This is a genomic window from Pseudomonas sp. NPDC087614 (assembly GCF_044743485.1).
Taxonomy (GTDB): Bacteria; Pseudomonadota; Gammaproteobacteria; order Pseudomonadales; family Pseudomonadaceae; genus Aquipseudomonas; species Aquipseudomonas baetica_A.
The window spans coordinates 48,579-62,134 of record NZ_JBIUWN010000027.1 but is presented as its reverse complement, the minus strand read 5'-3'; the positions used below and the strand labels follow the sequence as shown (position 1 = coordinate 62,134).

8 protein-coding genes, 1 tRNA gene and 1 pseudogene are annotated in these 13,556 nt (G+C 59.8%); all 10 read left to right on the top strand.

All coding sequences use genetic code 11. From position 1 onward, the window contains the following. A partial coding sequence (gene rpoD / locus ACIOWA_RS12835) for an RNA polymerase sigma factor RpoD (RefSeq protein WP_401160103.1) occupies window positions 1-1,827 on the top strand: 1,827 nt, incomplete at its 5' end. A 126-nt stretch (window positions 1,828-1,953) separates the two neighbouring features. After that, window positions 1,954-5,700 (top strand): EAL domain-containing protein, encoded by a 3,747-nt coding sequence (locus ACIOWA_RS12830; RefSeq protein ID WP_339433293.1) that lies wholly within the window; start codon window positions 1,954-1,956, stop codon window positions 5,698-5,700. Window positions 5,701-5,715: 15 nt separating this feature from the next. Continuing rightward, a tRNA-Ile gene (locus tag ACIOWA_RS12825) sits at window positions 5,716-5,792 on the top strand. A gap of 397 nt (window positions 5,793-6,189) precedes the next feature. Then, window positions 6,190-6,499, top strand: a pseudogene (locus tag ACIOWA_RS12820) (DUF3077 domain-containing protein). Window positions 6,500-6,626: 127 nt separating this feature from the next. Next, window positions 6,627-7,088 (top strand): Lrp/AsnC family transcriptional regulator, encoded by a 462-nt coding sequence (locus ACIOWA_RS12815; RefSeq protein ID WP_007966501.1) that lies wholly within the window; start codon window positions 6,627-6,629, stop codon window positions 7,086-7,088. Between the two features lie 204 nt (window positions 7,089-7,292). Further along, entirely contained in the window at window positions 7,293-8,975 is a 1,683-nt protein-coding gene (locus ACIOWA_RS12810) for an NAD(P)/FAD-dependent oxidoreductase (protein WP_339464440.1), read from the top strand. Window positions 8,976-8,987: 12 nt separating this feature from the next. Further along, entirely contained in the window at window positions 8,988-9,782 is a 795-nt protein-coding gene (locus ACIOWA_RS12805) for a carbon-nitrogen hydrolase family protein (RefSeq protein WP_339430222.1), read from the top strand. 38 nt (window positions 9,783-9,820) lie between these two features. Next, window positions 9,821-12,235: a pyrroloquinoline quinone biosynthesis protein PqqF gene (gene pqqF, locus ACIOWA_RS12800; RefSeq protein WP_401160100.1), complete on the top strand. Its 2,415-nt coding sequence runs from the start codon at window positions 9,821-9,823 to the stop codon at window positions 12,233-12,235. A gap of 163 nt (window positions 12,236-12,398) precedes the next feature. Next, window positions 12,399-12,473: a pyrroloquinoline quinone precursor peptide PqqA gene (pqqA, locus tag ACIOWA_RS12795; protein ID WP_003422658.1), complete on the top strand. Its 75-nt coding sequence runs from the start codon at window positions 12,399-12,401 to the stop codon at window positions 12,471-12,473. Between the two features lie 81 nt (window positions 12,474-12,554). Next, entirely contained in the window at window positions 12,555-13,466 is a 912-nt protein-coding gene (gene pqqB / locus ACIOWA_RS12790; RefSeq protein ID WP_339430224.1) for a pyrroloquinoline quinone biosynthesis protein PqqB, read from the top strand. Window positions 13,467-13,556: the final 90 nt, after the last annotated feature.

Below are 13,556 nucleotides of genomic sequence, written 5' to 3'. Positions count from 1 at the left end.
CAGTCTCGTATTATTGAGTTGATCAAACTGGGTCGTGAGCAGAAGTATCTGACTTACGCCGAGGTCAACGACCACCTGCCCGAGGATATTTCAGATCCGGAGCAGGTGGAAGACATCATCCGCATGATTAACGACATGGGGATCCCCGTACACGAGAGTGCTCCGGATGCGGACGCCCTTATGTTGGCCGACGCCGATACCGACGAGGCCGCTGCGGAAGAAGCAGCCGCTGCGTTGGCAGCGGTGGAGACCGATATCGGTCGCACCACCGACCCGGTGCGCATGTACATGCGCGAAATGGGTACGGTCGAGCTTCTGACTCGTGAAGGCGAAATCGAAATCGCCAAGCGGATCGAAGAGGGCATCCGTGAAGTGATGGGCGCGATCGCGCACTTCCCTGGCACGGTTGACCACATTCTCTCGGAGTACACCCGCGTCACCACCGAAGGTGGTCGCCTGTCCGACGTTCTGAGCGGTTATATCGACCCGGACGACGGCATCGCGCCGCCTGCGGCAGAAGTGCCGCCGCCTGTCGATCCGAAGGCCGTGAAAGCGGACGACGATTCCGACGACGATGAAGCCGATTCTTCCGATGACGAAGAAGAAGCCGAAAGCGGTCCGGATCCGGTTATCGCTGCCCAGCGTTTCGGCGCTGTGTCCGATCAGATGGAAATCACGCGCAAGGCTCTGAAAAAGCACGGTCGCAGCAACAAGGCAGCGATTGCCGAGCTGCTGGCTCTGGCCGAGCTGTTCATGCCGATCAAACTGGTCCCGAAGCAATTCGAAGGCCTGGTCGAGCGTGTTCGCAGTGCCCTGGATCGCCTGCGTCAGCAAGAGCGCGCGATCATGCAGCTGTGCGTACGTGATGCACGCATGCCTCGCACCGATTTCCTGCGCCAATTCCCGAGCAACGAAGTCGACGAAAGCTGGTCCGACGCCCTGGCCAAAGGCAAGAGCAAGTACGCCGAAGCCATCGGCCGTGTTCAGCCGGACATCATTCGTTGCCAGCAGAAACTGATCGCGCTGGAAACCGAAACCGGTCTGACCATCGCAGAAATCAAGGACATCAACCGTCGCATGTCGATCGGTGAGGCCAAGGCCCGCCGCGCGAAGAAAGAGATGGTTGAAGCGAACTTGCGTCTGGTGATCTCGATCGCCAAGAAGTACACCAACCGCGGCCTGCAATTCCTCGATCTGATCCAGGAAGGCAACATCGGTTTGATGAAAGCGGTGGACAAGTTCGAATACCGCCGCGGTTACAAGTTCTCGACTTATGCCACCTGGTGGATCCGTCAAGCGATCACTCGCTCGATTGCCGACCAGGCCCGCACCATCCGTATTCCGGTGCACATGATCGAGACGATCAACAAGCTCAACCGTATTTCCCGCCAGATGTTGCAGGAAATGGGTCGCGAACCGACCCCGGAAGAGTTGGGCGAGCGCATGGAAATGCCTGAGGACAAGATCCGCAAGGTATTGAAGATCGCTAAAGAGCCGATCTCCATGGAAACCCCGATCGGTGATGACGAAGACTCCCATCTGGGTGACTTCATCGAAGACTCGACCATGCAGTCGCCAATCGATGTCGCCACTGTTGAGAGCCTTAAAGAAGCGACCCGTGACGTACTGTCCGGCCTCACTGCTCGTGAAGCCAAGGTACTGCGCATGCGTTTCGGTATCGACATGAACACCGACCATACGCTTGAAGAAGTCGGCAAACAGTTTGACGTGACCCGTGAGCGGATCCGTCAGATCGAAGCCAAGGCGCTACGCAAGCTGCGCCACCCGACGCGAAGCGAGCATCTGCGCTCCTTCCTCGACGAGTGATACCAGAACCCCCGGCCCAGGCCGGGGGTTTTGTTTATGTGGAAGATTAAAGTCCTCGCTCCCCCCTCCCCCCGCATACCCCGTCTACACTCGAAACAATCACCCTTGAGCCATAACGAGAGCGTTATGCCCAGACTGGCGTCCGTGCTTTTTTTGCTGTCACTGATGATCTGGACCGCAACGGCTGCCGCGCTGACTCTGACCGATGAAGAACGTAGCTGGCTGGCGGCTCACCCCGACTTGCACTTGGGTGTGGATGCATCGTGGCCGCCCTTTGAGTTTCGCGATGACCAGGCACGCTATCAGGGCTTGGCGGCTGACTACATCGACGTCATACGCCAGCGTCTGGCGATCAAGCTCACACCTATCGAGCCTTCGAGCTGGACGCAAGTCCTGGAACAGGTCAAAAGCGGCAAGATCGACCTGCTGCCGGGGATCATGTCCACCCCGGAGCGCCAGAACTACCTGTCGTTCACCCGCCCTTACCTCGACTTCCCGATTGTCATTCTGTCCCATGTCGGCGGCGCGCAACCGCGCAAGATAGAAGACCTCTACGGCCTGAAAATTGCCGTAGTGAAAAACTATGCGCCCCACGAATTGCTTCGCCTCAACCACCCGGACCTGAATCTTGTCGCCATGCCCAATGTCAGCTCGGCATTGCAGGCACTGGCGACCGATGAGGTGGACGCGGTGGTCGGCGACCTCGCTTCAAGCGTCTGGAGCCTGCGTCAACTCAAGCTCGACGGTTTGTATGTCAGCGGCGAAACCCCGTATCGCTATCAACTGGCGATGGCTGTGCCGCGCGAGAACAAAATGCTGGTGGGCATTCTGGACAAAGTCCTGGCAGACATGACCCCGGCTGAAATCAGCAGCATTCAAGAGCATTGGGTCGGTAACGTCCTCGATCATCGAACGTTCTGGTCCGACTTGCTGGTTTACGGCCTTCCCGGTCTGTTATTGCTGGTCATCATTCTGGCCGCCGTCATCCGCATCAATCGGCGCCTGAGCTCGGAAATCGCCCGACGTATCGACCTGGAACAGGAACTGCGCAGCAGCGAGTACCACTATCGCGGCCTGGTGGAGAGCCTTTCGGCCATTGCGTGGGAGGCGCGTATAAGCGACTTCACTTACAGCTATGTGTCGCCCCACGCTGAAGACCTGCTCGGTTATCCGCTGGCGCATTGGCTGGTCCCCGGCTTCTGGCGCAACATCATCCATCCGGCGGATCTGACTCGCGCCCAGAGCTTCTGCGATCACGAAGTGCTGGCAGGACGCGATCACAGCCTCGATTACCGGGTGATCACCGCCGACGGTCGCTGTCTGTGGGTGCGCGACATCGTCAGCCTGATCGAACACGGTCACGAACCGGTGATGCGTGGACTGATGATCGACATCAGCGAGACCAAGCGCACCGAAGAAGCCTTGCGGCTCTCGGAGCAGAAATTCGCCTCGGTCTTCCAGCAATGTCCGGACATTCTGGTGATTGCGCGGCTATCCGACGGTTGCCTGCTGGAGGTCAACGAAGCCTTCGAGGAGCAGATAGGCCTGAAAGCCGAAGAAGTCATCGGCCAGACGGCCACCGACCTGAATATCTGGGGCATTCCCGGCGTGGGTCCGGGGTTGTTGCAGCGCTTGCAGGCCGGCAGCATCCGCAACCTGGAGATGCCCTTCCGGCGCAACAACGGCCAGGTGTTCACCGGCCTGATCTCCGCCGAGCCGTTCGACCTCGACACGACGCCTGCACTGGTGGTGGTGGTGCGCGACATCACTCAGCTCAAGGAAACCCAACAGCAACTGCAAACCTCGGAGGAGAAATTCGCCAAGGCCTTTCACGCTTCACCGGACGGTTTGCTGCTGTCACGCCAGAGCGACGGTTTGCTGCTGGAAGTCAACGAAGGTTTCAGCCGCATCACCGGCTTCAACAGCGCGATGTCGGTAGACCGCTCGGCGCTGGACCTGGGGATCTGGGTCAACCTCAACGAACGCAAGCAGATGCTCGACCTGCTGCATCGCGACGGCTTCGTCCGCGACTTCACCTGCCATATCCGCCGCAGCGACGGGCAGATCCGTCTGTGCGAAGTGTCCAGCCGTCCGCTGCCGATCGGCGAAGAAGACTGCATGTTGACCATCGCCCGCGACATCACTGAACGCCACCTGATGCAGGAAAAACTGCAACAGGCTGCGACCGTGTTCGAGAGCACTGCCGAAGGCGTATTGATCACCGATACCCAGCAACACATCAGCGCGGTCAACCGAGCCTTCACCGAGATCACCGGCTATAGCGAAAGCGAGGCGCTCGGCCACACCCCTCGCCTGCTCGCCTCGGGCCTGCACGACAGCGCGTTTTATGCCGCCATGTGGCATCAACTGACCCACGAAGGTCACTGGCAGGGCGAGATTTCCAACCGGCGCAAGAACGGCGAACTGTATCCGAGCTGGCTGACCATCAGCGCCGTGCGTAACCGCGACAAATTCATCACTCACTTCGTTGCGGTGTTTGCCGACATCTCCAGCCTCAAGCATGCCCAGGCCAAACTCGACTACCAGGCCCACCATGACCCGCTCACCGGCCTGCCGAACCGTACGCTGTTCGAAAGCCGCTTGCTGATGGCGCTGAACAACCAGCAGGAAAACGGCAGCCAAGGGGCGGTGCTGTTCCTGGACCTCGACCGCTTCAAACACATCAACGACAGCCTCGGCCACCCCGTCGGTGACCTGCTGCTCAGGGGTATCGCGGTTCGGTTGAAAGAACAAGTGCGCGACATCGACACCGTCGCGCGGCTAGGCGGCGACGAATTCATCATCCTGCTCCCGGGCCTGCAACAGGCGAGCGACGCCGACAATATCGCGACCAAACTGCTCAATTGCTTCGGTGCACCGTTCCAGGCCGGCGAACACGAGTTCTTCATCAGCGCCAGCATCGGCACCAGTATGTATCCGCGCGACGGTTGCGACGTGGCCACCCTGGTGAAAAACGCCGACGCCGCGATGTATCGCTCCAAAGCCAAGGGCCGCAACCGCGTCGAAAGCTACACCCGCGACCTCACCGCCCAGGCCAGCGAACGCGTGGCGCTGGAACACGAACTGCGCCGGGCCATCGAACGCGATGAGTTGCATCTGTATTACCAACCGAAAATCAGTCTCGACGACCACAGCCTGGTGGGCGCCGAAGCACTGATTCGCTGGCGTCATCCGACCTTCGGCGACGTACCGCCCGAGCACTTCATCCCATTGGCCGAAGAGAACGGAATGATTCTGCAGATCGGCGACTGGGTGCTGGAAACCGCCTGCCGGCAAATGTTTGAGTGGAATCAGCTCTACGAAAGCCTCGGCCCGCTGTCGGTCAACCTCGCCGGCGCGCAATTGCGCCAGCCGAACCTGCTCGGACGCATCGAGCAACTGCTCAAGGACAACCGCCTGCAGCCAGGCTTACTGCAACTGGAAATTACCGAAAACTTCATCATGAGTCAGGCCGAAGAGGCGCTGGCCGTCTTGCACCAGCTCAAACACCTCGGTGTACAACTGGCGATCGACGACTTCGGCACCGGCTATTCCTCACTCAGTTACCTCAAACGCCTGCCGCTGGACATCCTCAAAATCGACCAGTCTTTCGTTCGCGGACTGCCCGACGACCCCCACGACGCGGCGATTGTGCGCGCCATCATCGCGCTGGGACGGAGCATGCAATTCACCGTAATCGCCGAAGGCGTGGAAACCCAGGCCCAACAGAAATTCCTCGCCGCCGAAGGGTGCGAACAGATCCAGGGCTACATCGTCAGCCTTCCCCTGCCGCCCGAAGAATTCGCCGCAACGTTTCTTCGTATTGCCGTATCGGATTTTTCGGATAGCACAGCCGAGAAACCATCGCTATAATCCGCGGCCTACTGAGGGCCTATAGCTCAGTTGGTTAGAGCAGAGGACTCATAATCCTTTGGTCCACGGTTCAAGTCCGTGTGGGCCCACCACATTTGAAAGCCGCGCTAAATGCGCGGCTTTTTATTGGGCGATGGTTTGGTCTATACGAGTGCAATGCTCGGAAGACTTCCCCGAGGGCTGTAGGCAAGTTCCGAAGCGGTGGTTTGAGGCGGTTTGGCGCCTGTTGGGCTTTTCTTTGACGGGATACTCTCAAGGCGTCGCTGCTCATCAGCGGCCAGGCTTGGAAACCCGATTAAATTAATGACAACAACGCTCTGCCTTCGTGATCGCAAAGATTTTTAGTCTGCGATCCAGATTTATGACGGCTGCGCGCGGGACGTCTTCGGACGTGCCGGTTTCCTGATTTTCCGGTTTCCAACCTGCGCGCAGCTGTCACCCATTCGCATGGAAACGAATGCGGTGCCTCTTCAAATTAGGAGTATCACCCTGACTGAAAAAGACTCGTCCACGCCTTCTGACCTGAAAACCATCGGCCTTACCCCCTTCATCTACGGCTCCAATCAACCCCTTTTCCACGTCAGCGCCGGCCTCCCGATCGGCGTTGCTCTGTCTCAAGCCTCCGACCTGCTGTTTCTCGTCAAAGCCTTCGCTGAAGACGCCGCTTACGACAAAAAAACTGACCGCTATGCCTGGGGCGCTCATTTTTCTGGCGGCGATGAGCAAAGCGGTGATTGATGATGTAGTGAAGGTCATCAACCATCAACGCTTCGCGACACGCAACCAAACGCAGGTTTAGCACGACCTTCCTCGATTCGCGCCCCGGTGAATCGGGGCGTCGATGCTAAACACGCTGATATCCATATCCAACCCGCGGAGCCTGTAACATGCGCAGGCCAACCAACCAGCGCCCCATGGAGCCCCCCTTGCCCGACACCCGCCCACCCGCGCTTGATGAAATCGACCGCCAGTTGATCGCCGCTCTGCAAATCAACGCCCGCGAAAGCGTAGCCATGCTCGCCCGGCAGTTGGGCATTGCGCGCACCACCGTGACTTCAAGGCTGGCACGCCTGGAAAAGGCCAAAGTGATCACCGGTTATGGTGTGCGTTTGGGGCAACGCGTGGTCGATGGCGGGTTGCAGGCGTATGTCGGGATCAAGGTGCAGCCGCGCTCCGGTAAAGAGGTGTTGCGCCGGTTGAGTGCGATGGCGCAGGTGCAGCAGTTGTGTGCGGTAAGCGGCGAATTTGATTATGTGGCGTGGTTGCGCACGGATTCGCCGGAGCAACTGGATCAACTGCTGGATCAGATTGGCAGTGTGGATGGGGTTGAGAAGACCACCACGTCGATCATCTTGAGTAGCAAGATTGATCGGGGACAGCCGGTTTAATCGCGGGTGGCTGAGAGAGCCTCATCGCCAGCAGGCTGGTTCCCACAGTGCGGTGTGTAGCACTGGCTCGTCACTTTGATCGATAAACTGGCAAAACGACGACACTTTGCGTCTTATTAACGTGTCCCAGGCTCCCTAGAATGGCTGGCATCTTTTCCTATACTCAGACGCGCATCCAGCGTCGGGTCGCCAGCAAGGTCAGCCATGAACAAGAACAATCGCCATCCTGCAGACGGTAAGAAGCCAATCACCATTTTCGGTCCGGACTTTCCGTTCGCCTTCGATGACTGGATCGAACACCCGGCCGGCCTGGGCAGCATTCCCGAGCATCACCACGGCGCTGAAGTGGCGATCGTCGGCGCCGGCATCGCAGGTCTGGTGGCGGCTTATGAGCTGATGAAGCTTGGCCTCAAACCGGTGGTTTACGAGGCCTCGAAGCTGGGCGGCCGCCTGCGCTCGCAAGCGTTCAACGGCACTGACGGTATCGTCGCCGAACTCGGTGGCATGCGTTTCCCGGTGTCCTCCACTGCGTTCTATCACTACGTCGACAAACTCGGTCTCGAAACCAAGCCCTTCCCCAACCCGTTGACGCCCGCCTCCGGCAGCACCGTGATCGACCTGGAAGGCAAAACCCATTACGCACAAAGCCTGAAGGATCTTCCTGCCCTGTTTCAGGAAGTGGCTGACGCTTGGGCCGATGCATTGGAGGCGGGATCACAGTTCGCCGATATCCAGCAAGCCATTCGCGACCGTGATGTGCCGCGCCTCAAAGAGCTGTGGAACACTCTGGTGCCGCTGTGGGATGACCGCACCTTCTACGATTTCGTCGCCACGTCCGAGGCGTTCGCCAAGTTATCGTTCCATCACCGCGAAGTGTTCGGTCAGGTTGGTTTCGGCACCGGCGGCTGGGATTCTGACTTTCCCAATTCGATGCTGGAAATCTTCCGGGTGGTGATGACCAACTGCGACGATCACCAACATTTGGTGGTCGGCGGCGTTGAACAAGTGCCGCAGGGTATCTGGCGCCATGTGCCACAGCGCTGCGTGCACTGGCCTGAAGGCACCAGCCTGAAGTCCCTGCACCGTGGCGCGCCACGTTCAGGCGTGAAGAAAATTGCCCATGCGCCCGATGGCCGTTTCGCCGTCACCGACAACAACGGTGACACCCGCGAATACGCCGCCGTGCTGACCACTTGCCAGAGCTGGCTGCTGACCACGCAGATCGAATGCGACGAAACCCTGTTCTCGCAAAAGATGTGGATGGCGCTCGACCGCACCCGCTACATGCAATCGTCGAAAACGTTCGTGATGGTCGATCGGCCGTTCTGGAAGGACAAGGACCCGCAAACCGGGCGAGACCTGATGAGCATGACCCTCACCGATCGCCTGACCCGTGGTACCTATCTGTTCGACAACGGCGACGACAAACCGGGCGTGATCTGCCTGTCGTACTCGTGGATGAGCGACGCCTTGAAGATGCTGCCGCACCCTGTGGAAAAGCGTGTGGAACTGGCGTTGAACGCGTTGAAAAAGATCTACCCGAAAGTCGACATCGCCGCGCGGATCATCGGCGATCCGATCACGGTGTCGTGGGAAGCCGATCCGCATTTCCTCGGTGCATTCAAAGGCGCCCTGCCCGGCCACTATCGCTACAACCAGCGCATGTACGCGCACTTCATGCAGGACGACATGCCAGCCGAACAGCGCGGGATTTTCATCGCCGGTGACGACGTGTCGTGGACGCCGGCCTGGGTCGAAGGCGCGGTGCAGACTTCGCTCAACGCGGTGTGGGGGATCATGAACCATTTCGGCGGTTCTACACATAAAGAGAACCCGGGCCCGGGTGATGTGTTCAAAGACATCGGCCCTATCGCCCTGCCTGAGTAAGAGGAATCCCTGATGCGTGTAGCCCTTTACCAATGTCCACCGCTGCCACTGGACCCCGCCGCCAACCTGCAACGCCTGCATCGATTGGCGATGGAGGCCAAAGGCGCCGATCTGTTGGTGCTGCCGGAGATGTTCATGACTGGCTACAACATCGGCGCCGAGGCGGTCAGTACATTGGCCGAGGTCTACAACGGTGAATGGGCGCAACAGATCGGCCGGATCGCCAAGGCTGCCGGCCTTGCGATTGTGTACGGATATCCCGAGCGCACTGCCGACGGGCAGATCTACAACGCTGTGCAGATGATCGACGCCCAAGGCGAACGCCTGTGCAATTACCGCAAGACACACCTGTTCGGTGATCTCGATCGCTCGATGTTCAGTCCTGGCGAAGACGCGTTTCCCGTGGTTGAACTCAATGGCTGGAAGCTCGGTTTCCTGATCTGTTACGACCTGGAATTCCCGGAAAACGCCCGGCGTCTGGCCCTGGCAGGCGCCGAACTGATTCTGGTGCCGACGGCGAACATGATTCCGTTCGATTTCGTCGCTGACGTCACTGTCCGCTCGCGTGCCTTCGAGAACCAGTGCTACGTGGCTTACGCCAACTACTGCGGCCATGAAGGTGACATTCACTATTGCGGGCAAAGCAGCATCGCCGCGCCGGACGGCAGCCGCAGGGCTCAGGCCGGTCTGGATGAGGCCTTGATCGTCGGCGAACTGGATCGGCAGTTGATGATCGACTCCCGCGCCGCCAATCACTACCTCAGCGATCGCCGCCCCGAGCTTTACGGCGCGCTGAACCAGCGCTAATCCGCTAGCATTGGCACTTCACTGTTCTGGAAGTGCCCATGCCTGCGCCGACTCCCCCCCGCCCCCACACCGAAACCCTGGCCAACGGCTTGCGCGTAACCCTGCGTCATGCGCCCGGTTTGAAGCGCAGTGCCGCCGCGTTACGGGTGGCTGCCGGCAGCCATGACGTGCCCTTGGCGTGGCCGGGGCTGGCGCATTTTCTTGAGCATTTGCTGTTCCTCGGCACTGAGCGTTTTCCTGCGAGCGAAGGGTTGATGGCCTACGTGCAAGGTCACGGCGGGCAGGTGAATGCCAGCACTGACGAGCGTACGACTGACTTTTTCTTTGAGTTGCCAACGCAATCGTTCAGCGGCGGGCTTGAGCGTCTGTCAGACATGCTCGCCCATCCGCGTATGAATCTGGACGATCAGTTGCGGGAACGGGAAGTGCTGCAGGCGGAATTTATCGCTTGGTCGCAAGATCCTGCGGCGCAGCAGGATCTTGCGTTGTACCAAGGTTTGCCAGCCGAGCATCCCTTGCGCGGGTTTCATGCGGGGAATCGGGCCAGCCTGCAAGTGGAGCAGCCGGCGTTTCAAGAGGCGTTGAAGGATTTCCACCAGCGGTTTTATCGCACCGGGCAAATGACATTGAGCCTGGTGGGGCCGCAGAGCCTTGAACAATTGCGCGCACTGGCCGTGCAGTTTGCGGCGACGTTGCCGGCCGGGGATCACGTTGCGCAAGCCGTGAGCCTGCCGCTGGCGGTGAGCAGTTATCAACAGGTCGGTGAACAGCGCTGCAATCTGCTGTTTGCGTTCGACACTTTGCCCGAGTCGTCGGCTGAGGCGATGGCGTTTCTCTGCCATTGGCTCAACAGCGCCAAACCAGGTGGATTGCTGGCGTACTTGCGGGCACAGGCTCTGGCTGACGGCCTGCACGCAGTGCCGCTGTATCACTTTGCCGGGCAGGCCTTGCTGCATCTGGCGTTCAATGCACCCGCCGAATCGCTGGGTGCCATTGGCGAACACGCGCGCGACTGGCTGAGCTTCTTCGCGCAACAGGATTGGGCGCCGCTGCGCAAGGAATACGCCGCCGTGCTTGCGCGTCAACAACAAGTCAGCGCTGCGTTGCCACTGGCGCGGCTCGACAGCGAGCAACTCGAAAGCGGTTTGTCGGAATCGGGCGCGAGCGCGCTGAAACGAATGCTGCGTGAAATGGGCACGGTGGATAACTTCAGTCACCACTGGCACCTGCCCGCCGCCAATCCTTTCCTGCGGGCCAACGAGCCGCTGGCCAACGCCGGACTGATCCGCGGACAAACCAGCGCCCACCGAGGCCTGCGCACGTTTGCTCAGGATCGCTCACGCGGGCGTCGCGAACGTTCGCCAATGCAATTGAGTCAGGCCTTGCCGGACAACGGTGATGACGGGGCGATTTATCTGCGCTGGCAACTGGAGGCGGCGGCCTCTGCAGCTCTGCAATCGAGGCTGCTGCGCAGTCTGCGAGCAACTCAGGATGATGCGCGTCAGGCCGGGGTCGAGTTATCGCTCAGCATGGGCGGCAATCAATGGCTGTTGAAACTGACCGGGCTGCAAGAGCCCATGCCCAGCGTCCTTGAGCACGCGCTGAAATGTCTGACGCAAGTTGACGCCGATTCCCTGCCGGGTGAGGCGCAAGCGGCGTTGATACCGATCCGCCAACTGCTCAAGGCACTCCCGGAGCATTGTCTGCAACCCGCGAACACCTGCGATGACGCCAAACACCTGTGGACAACTTCTCGCTGGGATGGCCTGGCGTTGGGCCTTCATCCACAGACCCAATCGGCAATGGGCCTGGCCCTGAGCCGTATTCCCGGCATACCGGACAATCAGTTGCCGGCACCGACAGCGCTCACCACACAACATTTGTGGCACCCCATCGAGACAGCATCCAGCGAACACGCCTTGTTGCTGTTCTGCCCGACCGCCGGGCGCGACATCGCCGACGAAGCCGCATGGCGCTTGCTCGCACAGCTTTGCCAGACGCCGTTCTATCAACGCCTGCGGGGCGAGTTGCAGTTGGGTTACGCCGTGTTCAGTGCACTGCGGCAAATCCATGGAAAGGTCGGGTTGCTGTTCGGCGTGCAATCACCAAACGCCACGACTACAGAATTGCTCGGCCACATTCAGCAATTCCTTGAAGGCATGTGCGCATTGATCGAATCCACCGACGAGGCCTGTCTCGACCAACAGCGCCAGCGCCTGGCGGATCAGTTCGACAGCACCCATCTGCCTTTCAAGGACGCTGCCGAACTGCTCTGGCAGGCCAAACTCGCCGGCCACCCGTCGGATTATCTGGAGCAACTGGTCGCGGCAATCGGCCAACTGAGTCGACCGACATTGCTGGCCGCTGCGCAACGGTTGACCGCTGCCGAAGGCGGCTGGCACTGCCTCGCCAACGGCCCGATACCGGGCGCCCCCTGGCAAGCGGGAAAATGATCATTACCGAGGCTGCAAGGAGCTTTCTCAAAGATTCACGGACAATCCCTCTGAAATTTTGAGTAACATAGCCGCCTAACTATTTGGAACGTCCCTGCGCTGCCGTGGACTATACCTATGGATAGCGCTATCCCACCCGCCCTTTCAATGAAGGAGTCACCTGATGTCCTGGACAAAACCGGCTTATACCGACCTGCGTATCGGCTTCGAAGTCACCATGTACTTCGCCAGCCGCTGAGTTCTGCCTCGTCAGAATTGCAGTGCAACGCCTCGGCTCGCCGAGGCGTTTTATTTTCAGCGTTGAAATGATGGAGCGTTCATGTTCGTCCAGATTCTGGGTTCGGCCGCCGGTGGCGGTTTTCCGCAGTGGAACTGCAACTGCGTCAACTGTGCAGGCTTTCGCGACGGCAGCCTGAATGCCAAGGCCCGCACCCAATCGTCCATCGCCATTTCCGATGACGGCGTGAACTGGGTGTTGTGCAACGCCTCGCCAGACATCCGCGCCCAGTTGCAGAGCTTCGCTCCGATGCAACCGGGCCGTGCGCTGCGCGACACCGGGATCAGCGCGATCATCCTGATGGACAGCCAGATCGACCACACCACTGGCCTGCTCAGCCTGCGCGAAGGCTGCCCGCATCAGGTCTGGTGCACGGACATGGTTCACGAAGACCTAAGCACGGGTTTTCCGTTGTTCAAAATGCTCACCCACTGGAATGGCGGGTTGAACTGGAACCGCATCGAACTCGATCAAAGCTTCACCGTCGCCGCGTGCCCGAACCTGCGCTTCACCCCGCTGCCATTGCGCAGCGCCGCACCGCCCTACTCGCCGCATCGTTTCGACCCGCATCCGGGCGACAACATCGGCCTGATCGTCGAAGACTTGAAGACTGGCGGCAAACTGTTCTATGCCCCGGGTCTGGGCAAGGTTGACGCGCCGTTGCTCGAGATCATGGCGGGCAGCGATTGCCTGTTGGTCGACGGCACAATGTGGGACGACGATGAAATGCAGCGCCGTGGCGTCGGCACCCGCACCGGTCGCGAGATGGGCCATCTGGCGCAGAACGGCCCTGGCGGCATGCTCGAAGTGCTGGAACAGCTTCCCGAGCAACGCAAGGTGCTTATCCACATCAACAACACCAACCCGATTCTCGATGAGGATTCGCCGCAGCGCGCGGAACTGGCGCGGCGTGATGTTGAAGTGGCGTATGACGGCATGAGTATTGTGCTGTAGCGACCGGCCTCTTCGCGAGCACGCCCGCGCCCACAAGCAGACTGCATTCCAACGTGGGAGCGGGCTTGCTCGCGAAGGCATCAGACCAGA

Coding starts and splice junctions, on each gene's coding strand:
- ACIOWA_RS12830 (WP_339433293.1), top strand. CDS start 1,954: ATGCCCAGACTGGCGTCCGTGCTTTTTTTGCTGTCACTGATGATCTGG.
- pqqF (WP_401160100.1), top strand. CDS start 9,821: ATGCCTGCGCCGACTCCCCCCCGCCCCCACACCGAAACCCTGGCCAAC.
- ACIOWA_RS12810 (WP_339464440.1), top strand. CDS start 7,293: ATGAACAAGAACAATCGCCATCCTGCAGACGGTAAGAAGCCAATCACC.
- pqqB (WP_339430224.1), top strand. CDS start 12,555: ATGTTCGTCCAGATTCTGGGTTCGGCCGCCGGTGGCGGTTTTCCGCAG.
- ACIOWA_RS12805 (WP_339430222.1), top strand. CDS start 8,988: ATGCGTGTAGCCCTTTACCAATGTCCACCGCTGCCACTGGACCCCGCC.